At 61.3% G+C, this 18,749-nt stretch carries 12 protein-coding genes and 2 tRNA genes; 7 read left to right on the forward strand and 7 right to left on the reverse strand.

Annotated features, from left to right (window positions below; genetic code table 11):
* Positions 1 to 18 precede the first annotated feature (18 nt).
* Positions 19 to 972, forward strand: coding sequence for a hypothetical protein (locus tag TX24_RS13395; protein WP_057710500.1), 954 nt, complete (start codon positions 19 to 21; stop codon positions 970 to 972).
* 129 nt (positions 973 to 1,101) lie between these two features.
* Here the strand turns inward: TX24_RS13395 and dinB are convergent, their stop codons facing one another.
* Positions 1,102 to 2,160 (reverse strand): DNA polymerase IV, encoded by a 1,059-nt coding sequence (gene dinB / locus TX24_RS13400; RefSeq protein WP_057710501.1) that lies wholly within the window; start codon positions 2,158 to 2,160, stop codon positions 1,102 to 1,104.
* A 278-nt stretch (positions 2,161 to 2,438) separates the two neighbouring features.
* Here dinB and TX24_RS13405 point away from each other — a divergent pair.
* The 4 genes from TX24_RS13405 to TX24_RS13420 all read left to right on the forward strand — a co-directional run bounded on the left by TX24_RS13405 (position 2,439) and on the right by TX24_RS13420 (position 6,961).
* Positions 2,439 to 2,515: transfer RNA gene (locus TX24_RS13405), tRNA-Met, on the forward strand.
* 166 nt (positions 2,516 to 2,681) lie between these two features.
* Positions 2,682 to 2,758 (forward strand) — tRNA-Met (locus TX24_RS13410).
* A gap of 280 nt (positions 2,759 to 3,038) precedes the next feature.
* Positions 3,039 to 5,681 carry a bifunctional lysylphosphatidylglycerol flippase/synthetase MprF gene (mprF, locus tag TX24_RS13415; RefSeq protein ID WP_003193949.1) on the forward strand — a complete coding sequence of 881 codons (2,643 nt, stop codon included), beginning with the start codon at positions 3,039 to 3,041 and terminating at the stop codon, positions 5,679 to 5,681.
* Positions 5,681 to 6,961, forward strand: coding sequence for a virulence factor family protein (locus TX24_RS13420; protein ID WP_057710502.1), 1,281 nt, complete (start codon positions 5,681 to 5,683; stop codon positions 6,959 to 6,961). The genes mprF and TX24_RS13420 overlap by 1 nt, the downstream gene beginning before the upstream one ends.
* Before the next feature lie 135 nt (positions 6,962 to 7,096).
* Here the strand turns inward: TX24_RS13420 and recJ are convergent, their stop codons facing one another.
* Both recJ and TX24_RS13430 read right to left on the reverse strand, forming a co-directional pair.
* On the reverse strand, positions 7,097 to 8,806 hold the full coding sequence (recJ, locus tag TX24_RS13425; RefSeq protein WP_057710503.1) for a single-stranded-DNA-specific exonuclease RecJ: 1,710 nt from the start codon (positions 8,804 to 8,806) through the stop codon (positions 7,097 to 7,099).
* Between the two features lie 149 nt (positions 8,807 to 8,955).
* Positions 8,956 to 9,498 (reverse strand): YaeQ family protein, encoded by a 543-nt coding sequence (locus tag TX24_RS13430; protein ID WP_003193952.1) that lies wholly within the window; start codon positions 9,496 to 9,498, stop codon positions 8,956 to 8,958.
* A 137-nt stretch (positions 9,499 to 9,635) separates the two neighbouring features.
* Between TX24_RS13430 and TX24_RS13435 the strand changes: the two genes are divergently transcribed.
* Positions 9,636 to 10,835, forward strand: a complete 1,200-nt coding sequence (locus TX24_RS13435; protein WP_057710504.1) for a CaiB/BaiF CoA transferase family protein — start codon at positions 9,636 to 9,638, stop codon at positions 10,833 to 10,835.
* 172 nt (positions 10,836 to 11,007) lie between these two features.
* Here TX24_RS13435 and TX24_RS13440 read toward each other — a convergent pair whose 3' ends face one another.
* Positions 11,008 to 11,292 carry a DUF3509 domain-containing protein gene (locus TX24_RS13440; RefSeq protein ID WP_020301357.1) on the reverse strand — a complete coding sequence of 95 codons (285 nt, stop codon included), beginning with the start codon at positions 11,290 to 11,292 and terminating at the stop codon, positions 11,008 to 11,010.
* 207 nt (positions 11,293 to 11,499) lie between these two features.
* Between TX24_RS13440 and TX24_RS13445 the strand changes: the two genes are divergently transcribed.
* Positions 11,500 to 12,162 (forward strand): response regulator, encoded by a 663-nt coding sequence (locus TX24_RS13445; protein WP_057710505.1) that lies wholly within the window; start codon positions 11,500 to 11,502, stop codon positions 12,160 to 12,162.
* On the opposite strand, the gene TX24_RS13450 is transcribed toward TX24_RS13445, so the two are convergent.
* From TX24_RS13450 to thrC, 3 genes are all read right to left on the reverse strand, one after another.
* On the reverse strand, positions 12,131 to 13,375 hold the full coding sequence (locus tag TX24_RS13450; RefSeq protein ID WP_034133590.1) for an EAL domain-containing response regulator: 1,245 nt from the start codon (positions 13,373 to 13,375) through the stop codon (positions 12,131 to 12,133). The two genes, TX24_RS13445 and TX24_RS13450, sit on opposite strands and share 32 nt — an antisense overlap.
* Before the next feature lie 189 nt (positions 13,376 to 13,564).
* Positions 13,565 to 17,137: an ATP-binding protein gene (locus tag TX24_RS13455; RefSeq protein ID WP_057710561.1), complete on the reverse strand. Its 3,573-nt coding sequence runs from the start codon at positions 17,135 to 17,137 to the stop codon at positions 13,565 to 13,567.
* Between the two features lie 189 nt (positions 17,138 to 17,326).
* Entirely contained in the window at positions 17,327 to 18,736 is a 1,410-nt protein-coding gene (gene thrC, locus TX24_RS13460) for a threonine synthase (RefSeq protein WP_003193958.1), read from the reverse strand.
* Positions 18,737 to 18,749: the final 13 nt, after the last annotated feature.

Consider the following 18,749-nt stretch of genomic DNA (forward strand, 5'->3'; position numbering starts at 1 on the left):
ACCAGATCAAGAGAAGTCATGTTCAAGCGAAATACCAGAGCCCTGGGGGGCGTCGCCTTGTGCGGCGCCCTGCTGGTCAGCGGCTGCGCCAATCAGATGTCGCAACGCAGCGAGCACGAGGAGCGGGTCGAGCGTAAGTTGCTCGACCACAGCCTGCAGATCGATGTAGGCGAACCCAAAGTGTTGGAGCTGCCGCAACGCCGGGTTCGCATTCATGAGCAGAAGACCTTCGAGGTCACCGAATTCGAAGTCACCCGTCGCTACGACCGCTACACGCCCTACCAGCCTTGGCGCAAACTCTATGAGATGCCCCTGGGTGCCGTGGCGTTGGTGGCGGGCGTGGGTGCCAACGTGGCGAACATCTTCGCCCTCGGCAACCTGCCCACGAGCGTGACCCGTGACTGGTTGAGCTACGGCGTGGACGGCATCAACCCGTTCATGAACGTGCAATCCCACGGCCGTGCGCAACAGAACCTGGCCGCTATCGATGAAGTCCAGCGTGACAAGCGCCTGGAGTATTCGAGCCTGCCCTGGAGCGAGCGCCCGGTACAAGTCACCGCCGGCAAGCAGACCCACGAACTGACCACGGACCGCAGCGGCATACTGCGCCTGAACCTGTTGGACAGCCCGTTTGCCGAGCAAGACCTGAACCGCGTCACCACGCTGAAAATCAGTGTGGAGGATGGCCAGGACGACGTGCATACCGACTCGACCCTGGCGGTCAGCAACACGCTGCGCAGCAAGTTGCTCGAAGCCCATGCCCTGATCTACGACGACCTGGAAGATGACGAGGTGAACCAGTGGGTGCACCGGGTCAAACGCCTGTCGGAGCTGGGCCTGGAAGAAGAAGCCAGCGAGCTGGAACAAAGCCTGATTGAACTGACGCGCAATGATCCGGAGTTGCAGCAGGAGTTTGTGCAGGCGTTGACCAAGGATGGGGGGCGGTTAGTCGCCGATCCTGGCGCACGCTGATCGTGCAATACCTGTGAAGATCAAACTGTGGGAGCTGGCTTGCCTGCGATAGCGGTGTATCAGTTAAAGCATTCTTGACTGACACTCCGCTATCGCAGGCAGGCCAGCTCCCACATTTGTTTCGGGTTTTTACCAGGAAAACTCGAGCTGTTCGTTGCCGCCGCTCAGGTCTAGCAACCGTACGCCTACCCCCAGCAACCGCACCGGCTTGCCCCCGCGATTGAACGCCTGGGTCATCAACTGTTCATAACTCTCCAGATCCCGCCCTGCCCCGGCCTGCTCCAGCGTCGTCTGGGTAAAGTCATGAAACTTAACTTTGACGAACGGCTTGCCCGCACGGTAGCTGCTGTCGATACGCGCCATGCGCCCGGCCAGGGTTTCCATCAGTTCCGGCAGTTTCGCCAGGCAACTTGAAAGGTCCGGCAGGTCCACGTCGAAGGTATTTTCTACACTGATGGATTGCCGACGGCTGTCATTTTGCACCACGCGATCATCAATCCCACGCGCCAAGCTCCACAGGCGCTCGCCAAAACTGCCGAATTCGCGCACCAGTGCCAGTTTGTTCCAGTCGCGCAATTGCAGGCAGTCTTCGATGCCCAGGCGCGCCAGCTTGTCGGCGGTGACCTTGCCCACGCCATGCAGCTTGCTGACACGCAACTGCGAGACAAAGTCTTCGACTTGGTCCGGCGTGATCACGAACAGGCCGTTGGGTTTTTTCCAGTCGCTGGCGATCTTGGCCAAAAACTTGTTGGGCGCCACGCCGGCAGACACGGTGATATGCAACTGGTTGGAGACCCGGCGCCGAATGTCCTGGGCAATACGCGTGGCGCTGCCGCCAAAATGCGGGCTGTCGGACACGTCGAGGTAGGCCTCGTCCAGCGACAACGGCTCGATCAAGTCGGTGTAGTCGCGAAAAATCAGCTGGGTTTCTTTGGATGCTTCTTTATAGGCATCCATGCGCGGCTTAACGATGGTCAAGTCCGGGCACAGCTTCAAGGCATGACGTGACGACATGGCCGAACGCACCCCATACGCCCGCGCTTCGTAGTTGCAGGTGGCGATCACGCCGCGCCGATCTGCCGAGCCACCGACAGCCAAGGGCTTTTGTGCCAGGCTCGGGTCGTCGCGCATCTCGATGGCGGCGTAGAAGCAATCACAGTCGACGTGGATGATTTTGCGCTGCGTCATATAAACGGGGTGTTAACCAACGGGTGGCCAGTATCGCACTCACCCCTGTATATAGCACCAGTAGTTTGAATCTTCTGCCTGAGCGGTAGGAAATTTCGTAGATGAATATATTTTCTCAATCGAATATCGCATCCCAATAGAGCTGAAAGCCTTGCCCTGCCTGGCTTCAAGCCCTCAAGAGGCACCTCATCAAGCGCTAACCGATTGAAGCACAAGCGCTTTTCTTGAGTTTACGGGTTGACACACTCGCGTTCCTCTGTAGAATGCCGACACACAGACGCGGGATGGAGCAGTCTGGTAGCTCGTCGGGCTCATAACCCGAAGGTCGTCGGTTCAAATCCGGCTCCCGCAACCAAACATCAAAAAAGGCTACTCGAAAGAGTGGCCTTTTTTGTGCGCGTCTGTTTTTGCCTGCACAATGCGCCCAACACCTTGATTTCAGAATAATTAGCGCTTATTTCAGCGATCGGCTCATTAACGGTTGACACCCTGCCGCTGGGCTGTAGAATGCCGCCCACAGACGCGGGATGGAGCAGTCTGGTAGCTCGTCGGGCTCATAACCCGAAGGTCGTCGGTTCAAATCCGGCTCCCGCAACCAAACATCAAAAAAGGCTACTCGAAAGAGTGGCCTTTTTTGTATCTGACGAAAAAGTTCTTCTGAAACAATGGCATGGCATCTTTCATGAAACCGTAGACGGTTTGCAGAGTCCATCTCATTGCACGCTATGCTCACTGCTCAAGCGCTCCCCCTCTACGACCAATGGCCGCAGTCGCCGCGCCCGGTGATCCGCGTTAATATTTGTAATTATTTTGTCCATAGGGATTGGTAACTTGGCTGGATACCTCCATCCTGTCGCGCACAATCCACGAGGTGATTGATGCGCGCCAACTCGTCTGAACCACAAGACACCGTCACAGCAGAACAACCGATCACTCCCACCCGTTTGCGGTGGCTGGACCTGTTGAGCAAGTATCGCCAGCCCATCGGCCTGGCCGTGACGCTTCTGCTGTTTGCAATCGCCCTGATCGCCTGCCGGCACCTGCTGCTGGAGCTGGACCTCTACGCCCTGCACGATTCGATCCTGGAAGTGCCCAAGCCCGCCCTGTTGGGTGCCTTCGCGGCAGCGGTCGCCGGCTTCATTATCCTGCTCGGCTATGAGTTCTCCGGTGCGCGGTATGCCGGCGTGCAATTGCCCGCCAAAACCCTGGCCCTGGGTGGTTTCACCGCCTTTGCCATTGGCAACGCCATTGGTTTGTCGATGCTCTCGGGCGGTTCGGTGCGCTACCGTTTATATGCACGGCATGGCATCGGCGCCTCGGAAGTGGCGCACATGACCGTATTCGCCAGCCTGGCCCTTGGCTGTGCCCTGCCGCCGCTGGCCGCGCTGGCCACGTTGAGCAACTTGCCGGCCGCTTCCACTTACCTGCATTTATCGCAAAGCCTGCTCGGTGGCATTGCCGGCGCCGTGCTGCTGTTGTCGGTGCTGCTGTGCATCGGCATCTATCGCCGCCGCCTGCCGGAACAGCCCTACCCCGACAACCTGCTGGTCAAGGCCGGGCGCCGTACCCTGCGCCTGCCAGGCCGACGCCTGACGTTCCTGCAACTGATCATCACCGCACTGGACGTCGCCGCGGCCGCTACCGTGCTGTATCTGCTGTTGCCGGAAGCGCCGCCCTTCGGCCCGTTCCTGTTGGTGTATCTGCTGGCCCTGGCCGCCGGTGTGCTCAGCCATGTGCCGGGCGGCGTGGGCGTATTCGAAGCGATCCTGCTGGCGGCCTTTGCCGACAAACTCGGTGCCGCGCCCCTGGCCGCGGCCTTGCTGCTGTACCGCATGATCTACGTGGTGCTGCCTCTGCTGATCGCCTGTGTGTTCCTGCTGGTCAACGAGGCCCAGCGCCTGTTCCAGACCCAGCAGAGCCTGCGGGTAGCGTCGGGGCTGGCAGCGCCAGTATTGGCCGTCCTGGTTTTTTTGTCCGGCGTGGTCCTGCTGTTTTCCGGCGCCACGCCAGAAATCGACTCACGCCTGGAAAACATCGGCTTCCTGATCCCCCATCGTCTGATTGACGCGTCGCACTTCGGTGCCAGCCTGATCGGCGTGTTGTGCCTGTTGCTCGCCCAGGGCCTGCGCCGGCGGTTGTCGGCCGCCTGGATGCTGACCATGGTGTTGCTGCTGGTTGGCGCCCTGCTCTCGCTGCTTAAAGGCTTCGACTGGGAAGAAGCCAGCCTGATGACCATGACCGCAGTGCTGCTGGCCATCTTCCGCCGCTCGTTCTACCGCGCCAGTCGCCTGACCGAGTTGCCGTTTTCGCCGCTGTACCTGGTGGCCAGTGTGTGTGTGCTCGGTGCCTCGATATGGCTGCTGCTGTTTGCCTATCAGGACGTGCCCTACAGCCATCAACTCTGGTGGCAGTTCACCCTCGACGCCAACGCCCCACGTGGCTTGCGTTCGCTTCTCGGCGCCGCCGTGTTGCTGGTGATCGTGTCGCTGACCTGGCTGCTGCGCACGGCACGCCCGGTTATCCACCTGCCGACCCCGGAAGAACTGGAACGCGCCAGCAAGATCCTGATGGCCTCGTCCCAACCCGACGGAGGCCTGGCGCTCACCGGCGACAAGGCGCTGCTGTTTCACCCCAACGATGAAGCCTTCCTGATGTATGCCCGTCGCGGGCGTAGCCTGGTGGCCCTGTACGACCCGATCGGCCCGACCCAGCCGCGCGCCGAGATGATCTGGCAGTTCCGCGACCTGTGCGACATCCACCACGCCCGCCCGGTGTTCTACCAGGTACGCGCCGAGAACCTGCCGTACTACATGGACATCGGCCTCACCGCGATCAAGCTGGGTGAAGAAGCCCGCGTCGACCTGAAACGCTTTGACCTGGAAGCCAAGGGCAAAGAAATGAAGGATTTGCGCTACACCTGGAACCGTGGCACCCGGGACGGGCTGTCCCTGGAGATCTGCGAACCGGGCAAGGCGCCAATGGATGAATTAAAAGTCATCTCCGATGCCTGGCTTACAGGTAAGAATGTGCGGGAAAAGGGCTTCTCCCTGGGCCGTTTCAGCGATGATTACCTCAAGCACTTTCGTATCGCGATCATTCGCTTCGAAGGGCGCCCGGTGGCCTTCGCCAACCTGCTCGAAACCTACAACCATGACCTGGCCAGCCTCGACCTGATGCGTGCCCACCCGGACGCGCCCAAGTTGACCATGGAATTCATGATGGTGGGCCTGATTCAACATTATAAGAGCCACGACTACGCGCGCTTCAGCCTCGGCATGGTGCCGTTGTCGGGCTTGCAACCGCGCCGTGGCGCACCGCTGACCCAACGCCTGGGTTCGATGGTGTTCCGCCGTGGCGAGCAACTGTATAACTTCCAAGGTTTGCGCCGCTTCAAAGACAAGTTCCAGCCCGACTGGGAACCCCGTTACATGGCTGTGCCCGCAGGACTGGATCCGCTGGTGGCATTGGCCGATACCGCCGCCCTGATCGCGGGCGGCTTGACTGGATTGGTGAAACGCTGATGATTCGACGCTCCTGGCGGTATGTATTGGCTTTAGTGGTGCTGCTTGCGCTGATCGCGGCGGGTGGCTTCTGGTACTGGAACCGCCCTGCCCCGCAGCCGACCCTGGAGCACTTGCCCCAGGCCGACGGTTCGGTAATGACCCGCGTGACCCCGGCCAGCAACGCAAAAGCCCGCGTGGCCGTGGCGGTGATGGCCGACGAAACCCTGACCGACAGCCAACTGATGGCCCTGAGCCAGGGCGGTGCTGCGCAACTGGTTCAGGTGGTGCTGCCCAAAGATGACTGCGCATTGCAGGAAAAAGCCCTGCAAGACGCCCTGGCCCAGCTCAAAGGCCCGGCGACCCTGGTCAGCGGCATCGGCCCTGGCGCCGCACTCGCCTGGCGCTGGCTGGCCACCCAGAACGACGACAAGGCCAACGCCATCTCTGTGGGCTTCGCCCTGAAACAGGAAGGCTGCAACGACCCGCTGCCGAAAACCGCCGCCCATGGCAACTGGCTGGTGGCGTGGAACGATAACCCCGACGATGAGAGCGCCAGTTTCGTACGTGACACACCACGCGCTACGACCAGCATCAGCGACTACGACATTCATTACCCACAGGTGCTGAACAACGAACTGCGCAAGCAACTGGTCGGTTCGGACAACGGCGGCCTGGCGATTCCGGTGGTGGAGGTGCCTGCCGGCCAAGCCAAGGACACCGTGACCCTGTTCCTCTCCGGTGACGGCGGCTGGCGCGACTTGGACCGCGACGTGGCGGGCGAGATGGCGAAGATCGGCTACCCGGTGGTGGGCATCGACACCCTGCGCTATTACTGGCAGCACAAGAGCCCCGAGCAAAGCGCCAAGGACCTCACCGAGCTGATGCAACACTACCGGCAGAAATGGGGCACCAAGCGCTTCGTGCTGACCGGTTACTCGTTCGGCGCCGACGTACTGCCGGCGATCTACAACCGTATGCCAGAGAACGAACAGCAACGGGTAGACGCGATCATCCTGCTGGCCTTCGCCCGCACCGGCAGCTTTGAAATCGAAGTGGAAGGCTGGCTGGGCAACGCCGGCAAAGAAGCCGCCACCGGCCCGGAAATGGCCAAGCTGCCGCCTGAAAAAGTCGTGTGCATCTACGGTGCCGAAGAAGTCGACGAGAGCGGCTGCACCGACAAGACCGCCGTGGGCGAAGCCATGAAGCTGCCGGGCGGGCATCACTTCGATGAGAACTACCCGGCGCTGGCCAAGCGGTTGGTGGATATTATTGTCAAGCATCAGGCCAAAGCCGAATAATTCCAGCTTAATCCAAGACCCAATGTGGGAGCGGGCTTGCCCGCGATAGCGCGGGCTCAGTTACAGTAGCGTTGACTGACAGTCCGCCATCGCGGGCAAGCCCGCTCCCACAGTGGTACGTGGTGTTGATGAAAACTAGCGCGGTTCGATGTGCGCAATCATCAGTTGCACCGTCTCATTGCCACGAAACTCATTCACATCCAGTTTGTAGGCCAACTCCACCCACCGCACGGTCGGGTTCGGCCACACTTCGCGGTCCACGCCAAAGGCAATGCCATCGAGCTTCACCGACCCGCATTCGCTCTTGAGCACCACTTTCAAATGCCGCTCGCCCACCACCCGCTGCTCCACCAACTGAAATACCCCGTGAAACAACGGCTCGGGAAAGTGCTGCCCCCACGGGCCGGCATGGCGCACGGCGCGGGCCAGTTCCAGGTGAAACTCTTCCACCGCCAGGGTACCGTCTGAAAGCAGGCGGCCGGTGAGGTCTTCTTCGCGCAGTTGCCGACGCACTTCGGCATCAAAGGCTTCGGCGAACAACGGGAAGTTGGCTTCAGGCAAGGTCAGCCCCGCCGCCATGGCGTGGCCACCGTATTTGGTGATCAGGTTGGGATGCTGGCTGGCGACGACTGCCAGCGCATCGCGGATATGAAAGCCCTGCACCGAGCGTCCAGAGCCCTTGAGCAGGCCATCGCCGGCATCGGCGAAGGCGATGGTCGGGCGGAAATAACGCTCCTTCATGCGTGACGCGAGGATGCCGATCACCCCCTGGTGCCACTCCGGGTCGAACAGGCACAAGCCGTACGGCATCGACTCCACCGGCAAGTCCTTGAGCTGGGCCAGGGCCTCGCGCTGCATGCCTTGCTCGATGGATTTACGGTCCTGGTTCATGCCGTCCAGTTGCGCGGCCATTTGCCGTGCGGCGGCGAAGTCGGTGGTGAGCAGGCATTCGATGCCCAGGCTCATGTCATCCAGGCGTCCGGCGGCATTCAGGCGCGGGCCGAGGATAAAACCCAGGTCGGTGGAGGTGATACGCGCATGATCACGCTTGGCCACTTCCAGAATCGCCTTGATCCCCGGCCGTGCCCGACCGGCCCGAATACGCTCCAGGCCCTGGTGCACGAGGATGCGGTTGTTGGCGTCCAGCGGCACCACGTCAGCGACGCTGCCCAGGGCCACCAGGTCAAGCAGTTCACCGATGTTCGGCTGGGGCTTGTTGTCATACCAACCCAGGCTGCGCAACCGCGCACGCAGGGCCATCAACACGTAAAAGATCACGCCGACCCCGGCCAGGGCCTTGCTGGGGAACCCACAGCCCGGCTGGTTCGGATTGACGATGGCGTCAGCGGCCGGCAGTTCATCGCCGGGCAAGTGGTGGTCGGTGACCAGCACCTGCAACCCCGCCGCTTTCGCCGCCGCCACGCCTTCGACGCTGGAGATACCGTTGTCCACGGTGATCAGCAACTGCGGCTCGCGCTCCAGCGCCACCGCGACGATTTCCGGGGTCAGGCCGTAGCCGTATTCGAAGCGGTTGGGCACCAGGTAGTCGACATGGGCCGCGCCGAGCAAACGCAAGCCCAGAGTGCCCACGGTGCTCGCCGTGGCGCCATCGGCGTCGAAGTCACCGACGATCAGGATGCGCTGGCGCTGCTCCAGGGCCGTCACCAGCAAGTCCACCGCGGCGTCGATACCCTTGAGCTGCTGATAGGGAATCAACCGCGCCAGGCTCTTGTCCAGCTCGGCTTCCGATTGCACCCCGCGTGCGGCGTAAAGGCGGGTCAACAGCGGCGGCAGTTCACCGAGAAAAGGCAGGACGGCGGGCAGTGGGCGGGGATCGATACGCATACGGTGGTGATAACTTCTCTTTAATCATTGTAGGAGCGAGCTTGCTCGCGAAGGTGGTTAACGATGACGCGTGTGCCTGGGTGATCGTGGTGCCCTGGAGTTTTTCGCGAGCAAGCTCGCTCCTACAGGGAGCCGGGTTCAGCCAAGGTTTAACCGCGCTCGCCGACCAGCCATTGCAGTTGCACTTCATGCTGGCCACGGTCATCGGTCACAAAGATCGTGCCTTCGCTGATCATCACGTCCCACTTGATGACGCGGGGCATGTCCTTGGCCAGGGTCTCCAACACTTCCTGGGGCACGGCAGCGATATGTACGTTTTTCAGGTTGTTGGCCACCGGCACCACCTTGCCTTCCCACACGCGCAGGCTGCCATAGGCCAGCAGGCTGGTGCGTTCGGTGCGGCGCGAGCACCAGGTCAGGCGGTCGGCATCCGGCTGGCCGACTTCGATCCAGTGCAAAACCCGATCATCCAGGCTCTTTTCCCAAAGGGCTGGTTCGTCCACATCCGACAGGCCACGCCCGAACGCCAATTGCTCGTTGTACCAGAGGGCGTAGGCCAGCAGGCGCACGGTCATGCGCTCTTCGGTTTCCGAAGGGTGGCGGGCGATGGTCTGTTTGACGCTCTCATACACCGAGCGGTCGAGGTCGGTGAGGTTGAGTTCGAATTTGTAGGTCGTGGACGGCTGGGCCATGAACGGGCTTCTAAAGACAAGGAAAGACGGCCAGTCTAACCGATGGCGAGGGCATTGAACGAATACTGCGCTGCATCCACGCAGCTCGCCTATGTTAAAAAGCAGTACATCATCGTCCCGCGCTTGTAAGGATCCCCATGTCGCTTAATGCCAAACCACTTGCCGGCCTGAAAGTCATCGAACTGGGCACTCTAATCGCCGGCCCGTTTGCCTCACGCATCTGCGCCGAATTCGGCGCCGAAGTGATCAAGGTCGAATCCCCGGACGGCGGCGACCCGCTGCGCAAATGGCGCAAGCTGTATGAAGGCACTTCGCTGTGGTGGTTCGTGCAGGCCCGCAACAAGCAGTCGCTGACCCTCAACCTCAAGCACCCTGAGGGCCTGGCGATTCTCAAGCAACTGTTGGCCGACGCCGACATTCTGATCGAAAACTTCCGCCCAGGCGTGCTGGAGAAACTCGGCCTGAGTTGGGAAACCCTGCACGCCCTCAACCCCAAGCTGGTGATGGTACGCCTCTCGGGCTTCGGCCAGACGGGGCCGATGAAGGACCAGCCGGGGTTTGGCGCGGTGGGCGAGTCCATGGGCGGCTTGCGCTATATCACCGGCTTCGAAGACCGCCCGCCAGTGCGCACCGGGATTTCCATCGGCGACTCGATTGCCGCGTTGTGGGCGGTGATCGGCGCGCTGATGGCACTGCGTCACCGCGAGGTCAACGGCGGTCTGGGCCAAGTGGTGGATGTGGCGCTGTACGAAGCCATCTTCGCCATGATGGAAAGCATGATCCCCGAGTTCGATGTGTTCGGGTTTATCCGTGAGCGCACCGGCAACATCATGCCCGGCATCACCCCGTCCTCGATCCACACCACCGCAGACGGCAAGCATGTGCAAATCGGCGCCAATGGCGATGCGATCTTCAAGCGCTTCATGCAGGTGATCGGCCGTGACGACTTGGCGAACGACCCTGCACTGGCCAGCAATGACGGGCGTGACACTCGCCGCGACGAGCTGTACGGCGTGATTGATCGCTGGGTCAATTCGCTGTCGCTCGACCAGGTGATTGAGCAACTGAATAAAGCCGAGGTGCCCGCCAGCCGTATCTACAGCGCCGAAGACATGCTGGGTGACCCGCAATTCCTGGCCCGGGAAATGTTCCTCAAGGCGCAGTTGCCGGGCGGCAAGGACTTCAAGATGCCCGGCATCGTGCCCAAGCTCTCGGACACACCGGGCAGTTGCGAATGGGTCGGCCCGCAACTGGGTGAACACAACAGCCTGGTGCTCAATGCCTTGGGCTACGACGCGGCGGCTATCACTCGCCTGCGCGAGGATGGCGCGATCTGACAAATCCCAGGCAAAAAGAAACCCCGAGCAGTGGGGAGACAACTCGGGGTTAAACGTGGTCTACAAAAAGACCCGCACAGCAAGCGACAAACACCGGAGCACAATGCCTGCTCTTGCTGTTACAAACTCTGACTGACCACCTTGTAGGAAGGTTCCGAAGAAAAATAATGTTTCATGCCAGTGCGCCGCCACGGGTTTGGGAGGCGTTGCGCAAGGCAGCGATGACTGAAGGTTCCAGGCGCCCTTCGGCAATTTTCAGGTCGCGAAGCAGGCAATCCACCACATCCACCAGCGCGCGCTTGTCGCTCAATTGCGCACGATCGACTTCACGTTCAACCACGATGGCGCCACCGGGGTTCTTCACGGTTACCAGGCAGTCGTCGCGCATACCGGCAGAGGTCAGCGTAACCTGATAAGGGCTCAGTGCTTGGCTGAGCAATAGGTTGATACTTTCCATCTCGATCACCACTCAATCATTCGAAAAAGGTTCGAAAAACAAAAATGTCACGAAGAGGCTGACATTCAAGTGACCCGTGCTCAAAGCAGAAAGTTCTACCTTTTGTGTAATCCACTGCTTGAGGAAAACGAGCATGCACGGAAAAGATGACAGAGAAAAAACAACGGCGCACAGGCTAGAATCCCTGGATTATCCCGGGAGCCTGCCTTGAGAGCCGCGTCTGAACCGCCCTTGCGTATCGTGATTGCCGACGATCACCCGATTTTCCTGATTGGCCTGCGCGCCGTGCTCGAACGTGACCCGCACATCAGCATCGTCGGCGAGGCCAATTCCCCCCAGGCCCTCAGTGCGTTGTTGCAACACAGTACCTGCGATGTGGTGGTGACCGACTTCATGATGCCCGTCGAGCCCCAGGCCGACGGGTTGCGCTTGATCGAGCAACTGCGCCGGCACTATCCGCACCTGCCCATTGTGGTGGTGACCATGCTCAACAATGCCGGGTTGTTTCATTCCATCCTGGCATTGGGTGTGATGGGCCTGCTGAGCAAGGCCAGCCTGGCCGATGAGCTGCCCCAGGCGATCCGCCAGGTGCGCCAGCAACGCACCTACGTGGCCCAAACCATCCGCCAGGCGCTGAGCCTGGCCGGGGAAGTCGGCGCTGATCGACTGCATTCCCAGGAGCACCTGTCACCCCGGGAGCTGGAGGTGATTCGCCTGTTGGCCGGTGGCATGACGGTGGGCGAGATCGCCGCGCACCTGCACCGCAGCAAGCAGACCGTCAGCGCGCAAAAAGTCAGCGCCATGCGCAAGCTCGGGCTGGTCAATGATGCCGCCCTGTTTATTTACGTGCAGGAACACGGGCTGGCCTAGCCTGAAATGCGATCCATTGCTTGAGCGCCGCGGCCTCCATCGGCCGCGCGATAAAGCAGCCTTGCAGCCACGCCGCGCCCAGTTCGCCCACGGCGTGATAGTCGGCGGCGGTTTCCACGCCGGTGACCACTACCGCAACGTCCAGGCGCGCCGCCATGCTCATGGCGCCCGCCACCACCGCGGCCTTGCGGTCATCATTGGCCATCCCACAGGCAAACGCCGGGGGGATTTTCAGCTCGGTAAAAGGCAGTTCCAGCAAATGCTGCAGGCTGGTGCCGCCCATGCCGAAGTCGCCGATGGACAACTGGCAACCCAACATGCGCAAGCGCAGCAACCCGGTGACATGGGCGCTGTCGGTTTTCAGCGTCGAGGTTTCCACCAACTCCAGGGTCAGGCTATGGGCGGGCACACCATGAAGTTGCAGCAAACCTTGCAGCACCTGGGGGAAGTGCTCACGCTCCAGCATGCGCCCGGGAATATTCACGGCCACCGGCAGCACTTGGCCGCTTTCGCCCATCACCTGGTTCGCCAGGCCAAGCGCCTGCTCCAGCACATGCCAGGTAAACGCCTCTTCCATGCCGGCAAACTCCAACACCGGCAGGAACTCGTCAGGCAGCAATAGCTCACCGTCCTGCAACTGCCAACGCGCCAGCGCCTCCACCCCTTGCAACACACCGGCCTGACTGACGATGGGCTGGTACCAGACCCTGCCACAGGCTGCGATAGTCGCCTGGCTGACATCCGCCGAGGGCGGCAGTTGTTCCCGCTCGCTCAAGCTCAGCAGTTGACGGACGCGCTCCCAGGACAGCACCGCTGGCCCTGGACGCAAGTGCTCCTGACAGTCGCTCAGTACTTGCCCGATCAGCTTGGCCGAAGCCGGTTTGGGCAAGCACGCCAAGACCTTGAGCCCCAATTGGCGCGCCATGTTCGCCACGCCTTCCAGAACGTCGGGCTCGGCGTTGCTGAGCAGGATCAATACTTGGGCCAGGCGGCGTTCCGCCAACTCACGGATCAACGCCAGGCCATCGCCCTGCTCCAGGTACAGATCGCAGATGGCGATATCCACCGGGCCTTTGCTGTCCAGGGATTGGCGGGCGATTTCGACCGTTTCCGCGGCGCGTACATTGAACACGCCGTTGGCATTGAGCATCTGGTGCAGGGCCATCAGTTGAAACGGGTTGTCTTCGAGGATCAGGACGTTCAGGGATCGCATGGGTAAGGGTGTCGGTACAGAGAAAGTCCTGCACAGTAGCCATACGCTACGCCGTATCCCATAGGACGTGTCCTAAATGTGGTCTGTAGGAGCGAGCTTGCTCGCGAAAAACGTCAACGATAACGCGGGCTTCCTGGGTAAACGCGGCGCCTGTGAGTTTTTCGCGAGCAAGCTCGCTCCTACAATGTGTCAGGCATCCAGATAGGGTTGCAGGTCGCGACGAAACGCCTTGAGCACCTCGGACAAGCGCAACCAGGGTGCTTCAAGCTCGGCGCCGCGCTGTTCACGGGCGCACTGCTCAAGGGCGACGCAGGCCTTGGCGAGTGGCAGTGCGTCCACCAGCGAGCAAATGCCCTTGAGCCGGTGCAGCGATGCATTCAAGCGTGCCACGTCGCGCTCGGCCAGGGCACCCGCCAATACCTCGTGTTCGTGGTCCAGGCTCTTGGCCAGTTCCTGCAACATGCTCTGTAGCACCGGCCCGTCGGCCTGGGTCATGGTGCGCAGGGCCTGGATATCGAACGAACGCAGGGGCGCCACGCGGGCCAGCACTTGGGTCCAGTGTTCCAGAGTCACGGGCTTGACCAGCAGTTCATCCATACCGGCGTCCTCGCAGCGGCGTTGTTCATCTTTCATAGCGTTCGCGGTGCAACCGATCAGCGCAAGACGAGGCCGTTGCTCCTCGGCTTCGAGGCGTCGGATCGCCGCACTCAAGGCATAGCCGGACATGCCGGGCATCTGGCAATCGGTGACCAGCACGTCAAAACGCTGCTCACGCCAGCGTTGCAACGCGGCCTCGGCCGACTCCAGGGCGACCACCTGGTGACCGAGGAACTGCAACTGCTGCGCCAGCACCAGGCGGTTGGCCGCCAAATCGTCCACCACCAGCACCGACAGGCTACGCCCCGTCGGTGACAACGTCGCGGTAGGCATTGCCGGCACATCATCGGTGCTGACCCGGTCCAGGCGCAGGTCAATGCACACCACCGTCCCCTCGCCCACCACACTGTCGAGGTAAATGCTCCCGCCCATCAATTCCACCAGTTGCTTGCAGATACTCAGGCCCAGGCCAGTGCCGCCGTGTTGCGCGGCGGTCAAGGCGCTTACCTGGGTAAATGGCTTGAACACCCGCGGCTGTTGCTCGGCGCTGATGCCCGGGCCGCTGTCCTTGACGCACAGGTGCAGGTATTCACTATCGCGCTCATCCCGCTGGCAAGTCACGCTGAGGTGAACCCCGCCCCGCTCGGTGAATTTGAGCGCATTGCCCAACAGGTTGTGCATCACCTGGCGTAACCGCAGCGGGTCGAACCAGTAATAGCCCTGAGCAGCCGGATCAAACGCCAGGGTCAGATGCAGGCCCTTCTTTTGCGCCGTGGCTTCGAACAGGCTCTGGATACCCTCGAAAAAACTCTTGAGCTCGGTGGTCTGTGGCGCCAGTTGCAGGTGACCGGCCTCGATCTTGGCCAAGTCCAGGCTGTCGCCCATCAGCGCAATCAGCTCGCGCGCCGAACGATGGGCCACTTGCAGCGCCTCGGAAACCGGCTGGCCGCTTGCCAGGCAACGCTCTTGCTCCAGTTCGAGCAAGCCAATGATGGCGGTCATGGGGGTGCGAATCTCATGGCTCAAGGCCGAGAGAAATGCACTTTTGGCGTAGTTCGCCTCATCGGCTGCCTGGCGGGCGTCCATCAGCTGGCGCTCCAGGTCTTTGCGTTCGTTGATGTCGATCCAGCCGCCCAACAACCCCTGCAAGCGGCCCTGAGCGTCGAAAAAGGGCACGGTCCACTGGTAGACGTGATAAGTACCGCCATTGAGCTCCAATTGCCGGTCGACAAACAACGACTGCTGCGTGGCCAATTGCTCCATGTGCCCTTCGTGCAGGCGCGCCGCCGTGGCGTCGGGCACGACCTTGCTTTCCATCAGCGTCAGGCCCTGGATCAGCTCCAGCCGGGTCGCCAGTTGCTGTTCATAGCTTTTGTTGCAGGTTACCAGCCGCCCATCCAGGTCGCGGACAAAGAGCGGGTTGGGCATACCGTCGAGCAATGCGCGCTTGAACGCCAGCTGGTCATTGAGCCGTTGCTCGGCCTCCAGCCGTTGGCGGATCTGGCGCTTGAGCCGGCTGTTCCACACCAACGACACCAACACAAACAGCAGCGCCGTGGCCATCGTCCAATAGGCCCAGGGCGGTACACGCTGCCAGACTGGCGGGGGAATCGTCACGGCACCGATCCAACGCAGGCGCAAGGCACTCAACTCAGCCACCGGCAACGCCTCCAGGGCTTTGTTCAGAATGTTCAGCAATTCAGGCTGGTCCTTGCGCACCGACAGGCAGTTGGACGACCACTGGCCGTCGACACTGCGGCCCATACGCAGGCCTTCCTGCGCATAACTCTGCACTTCCACTTCAGTCTGTATCGTGGCGGCGGCCTCGCCCCGTCGTACCAACTCACGGGCCTGGGTGTAATTGTCCATCAGGCGCAACTTGATGCGCGGGTGGTCATGGCGAATCTGGCTCTCCATGACGTGGCGTGCCGGCAATGCCAGCACCTTGCCGTCCAACTGGTTCAAACCCGTCAGGGGCGCGGCATCGGCACGTTCGATAAACACCCAGCCGGAGCCGCCAAAACCATGGCTGAAGTTGAGCAGCGCACTGCGCTCCTGATTCACCGCCAGGGTGGTGTTCATCTGCGCCCGGCCGGTTTCCAGCCATTCCAGGGTTTGTGCGGTAGAACCCACCTCTTCATAAATGAACTGCAAACCGGTCATGCGCGAGATGCGATTCAACAGGTCGACATTCAAGCCAACCCAGTGGCCGTCCTGGTCCCTGAAGATATAAGGCGACATTTGCTGGGCTACCACCACGACATGGGGATGCTCGCGCACCCAGGCCCGTTCCGATGTCGACAACGCAATGCGCTCACCACTGATGCCGACACCGAGCCCGGTGGTCCAGCGTGCGAGGATTTCGCGCTGCACCGACTCGTCGAGGCTTGCCAGCGCGCGGTTCATCATCGCCCCCAACAACGGATCGGCCTGGCGGGTGGCGAAGGCAAAACCGATGGGCGCCAACCGGCTTTGCTCCTTGATCTGCAACCCCAGATAAGGCCGCAGCGATTTATAGGCGCGCACAATCACTTCATTGCCGATAAACGCATCGACATCGCCTTGCTTCAGGGCTTCGAGGCCGCTGTAGAGGTTGGGCGCGAGCATGATGTGGCTGTCGGGGTAGGCGGCGTGAACCTTCTGCACGTTGGCGTAGCCGTCGAGTAATACCAGCTTCTTGCCGGCCAGATCGTCGCCTTGGGTATCGTCGCGGCGCAGCACCACCACTGAACGGTCGGGCATGTAGTCCGGGGTGAACTGCAGGCCGGGTACATCTCGCTCGTAGCCATTGGCACTGGTGAGAATATCGATGGTGCCATTGCGCAGCGCTTCAACCGCCTGGGCGCGCTCGGAGAAGCCCAGCACTTGCATGGGCACACCCAGCCGCGCGCCGACCAGGCTCAAGTAATCGGCGCTGATGCCTTGGTAGCGATTGCGGTCGCGGGTGATGTCGATCGGCTGGTAGTCATCGATCGAGATGCCCACCTTCAATGTCCGATGCGCCGCCAACCACTGCTGCTCGGTCGGCGCCAGGGGCATAGGTCCAAGCGCGATAAACGCCGGCACCAGTTTGAACGGCAGGCTGACAGCGGCCAGGCTCATGGGTACCTGGGTGAGCCACAACAGGCACACCAGCTTCAACGTCCATTGGATCAACACCTGCACCGGTTGGGTTTCCTTGATTGGGCGAATGGGCAAGTATGGCTCGCCAGAATGAAAAAGCCCGTCACGAGGACGGGCTTGGCCGACTGCAAAAAAAGCTGACTGTTGCCCCACCATGTCTTGGGTGGATGAAATCAGCTTGAATGTGGGGCAGCACAAAGATGCCCCTCGGCCGTCAGGCAGCCCTGTCGATCAGAGCGGCTTGCCCCGATTGCCGTGCTGGCTGACGAACGCCTGCACCGCCTTCAGGTCATTGGCCAACACGGTGCAGCGCTCTTCGCGCTCGAACAGGTCGGTCAAATGCTCCGGCAACTCCAGGGCCTTGCCAATGCCGGCCTTCTCCACCGCTTCCGGGAACTTGACCGGGTGCGCGGTACCGAGGATCACCATTGGAATATCCAGGCTGCGGCGGCACTCGCGGGCGGCTTTCACGCCGATGGCCGTGTGCGGGTCGAGCACTTCGCCGGTCTCGGCATAGACCTGCGCGATGGTTTCGCAGGTCTGTGCATCGTCCACGGCCAGGGAATCGAACAGCTTGCGGGTTTCGGTCCAGCGCTCTTGCTCGACGCTGAAACCGCCACCTTGCTTGAAGCTGTTCATCAACTCGGCCAGGGCTGCGCCGTTGCGACCGTGCATGTCGAACAGCAGGCGTTCGAAGTTCGACGACACCATGATGTCCATGGACGGCGACAGCGTGGCGTGCAGGGTTTCCTTCACGTACTGGTTGCCGCTCATGAAGCGATGCAGGATGTCGTTGCGGTTGGTGGCGACGATCAACTGGTTGATCGGCAGGCCCATGTTGCGCGCCAGGTAACCGGCAAAAATATCGCCGAAGTTGCCGGTCGGCACCGAGAACGACACCGAACGCGCCGGGCCGCCCAACTGCAGCGAGGCGTGGAAGTAGTAGACGATCTGGGCCATGATCCGCGCCCAGTTGATCGAGTTGACCGCCACCAGGCGCGTGCCCTTGAGGAAGCTCTGGTCAGCGAAGCTGTTCTTGACCATTTCCTGGCAGTCATCGAAGTTGCCTTCGATGGCGATGTTGTGGATGTTCTCACCGAAGATGGTGGTCATCTGGCGACGCTGAACTTCGGACACACGCTTGTGCGGGTGCAGGATGAAGATGTCGACGTTCTCGCAGTGCTTGCACCCTTCGATGGCTGCCGAGCCGGTATCGCCGGAGGTGGCGCCGATGATCACCACGCGCTCGCCGCGCTTTTCCAGCACGTAGTCGAGCAGGCGACCGAGCAGTTGCAGGGCGAAGTCCTTGAACGCCAGGGTCGGGCCGTGGAACAGCTCCAGCACCCACTCATTGCCGTTCAGTTGGCGCAGGGGCGCGATGGCGTTGTGGGAAAACACGCCATAGGTTTCTTCCAGAATCTTTTTGAAGTCCGCATCCGGAATGCTGCCGGTCACAAACGGGCGCATCACTCGGAAGGCCAGCTCGTGATACGGCAGGCCGGCCCAGGAGGCGATTTCTTCCTGGGTGAAGCGTGGCAGGTTTTCCGGCACATACAGGCCGCCGTCGGTGGCAAGGCCTGCCAGCAGAACGTCTTCGAAATTCAGGGCCGGTGCCTGGCCGCGGGTGCTGATGTAACGCATGACTGGCTCCTCT

The sequence above is a fragment of the Pseudomonas lactis genome, assembly GCF_001439845.1.
In the GTDB taxonomy this organism is placed as follows: Bacteria; Pseudomonadota; Gammaproteobacteria; order Pseudomonadales; family Pseudomonadaceae; genus Aquipseudomonas; species Aquipseudomonas lactis.

Excerpts from the sequence above, each read along its gene's own strand:
- recJ (WP_057710503.1), bottom strand. The coding sequence starts at position 8,806 with ATGCGTATCGATCCCCGCCCACTGCCCGCCGTCCTGCCTTTTCTCGGT.
- mprF (WP_003193949.1), top strand. The coding sequence starts at position 3,039 with ATGCGCGCCAACTCGTCTGAACCACAAGACACCGTCACAGCAGAACAA.
- TX24_RS13430 (WP_003193952.1), bottom strand. The coding sequence starts at position 9,498 with ATGGCCCAGCCGTCCACGACCTACAAATTCGAACTCAACCTCACCGAC.
- TX24_RS13435 (WP_057710504.1), top strand. The coding sequence starts at position 9,636 with ATGTCGCTTAATGCCAAACCACTTGCCGGCCTGAAAGTCATCGAACTG.
- dinB (WP_057710501.1), bottom strand. The coding sequence starts at position 2,160 with ATGACGCAGCGCAAAATCATCCACGTCGACTGTGATTGCTTCTACGCC.
- TX24_RS13395 (WP_057710500.1), top strand. The coding sequence starts at position 19 with ATGTTCAAGCGAAATACCAGAGCCCTGGGGGGCGTCGCCTTGTGCGGC.
- thrC (WP_003193958.1), bottom strand. The coding sequence starts at position 18,736 with ATGCGTTACATCAGCACCCGCGGCCAGGCACCGGCCCTGAATTTCGAA.
- TX24_RS13440 (WP_020301357.1), bottom strand. The coding sequence starts at position 11,292 with ATGGAAAGTATCAACCTATTGCTCAGCCAAGCACTGAGCCCTTATCAG.
- TX24_RS13450 (WP_034133590.1), bottom strand. The coding sequence starts at position 13,375 with ATGCGATCCCTGAACGTCCTGATCCTCGAAGACAACCCGTTTCAACTG.
- TX24_RS13420 (WP_057710502.1), top strand. The coding sequence starts at position 5,681 with ATGATTCGACGCTCCTGGCGGTATGTATTGGCTTTAGTGGTGCTGCTT.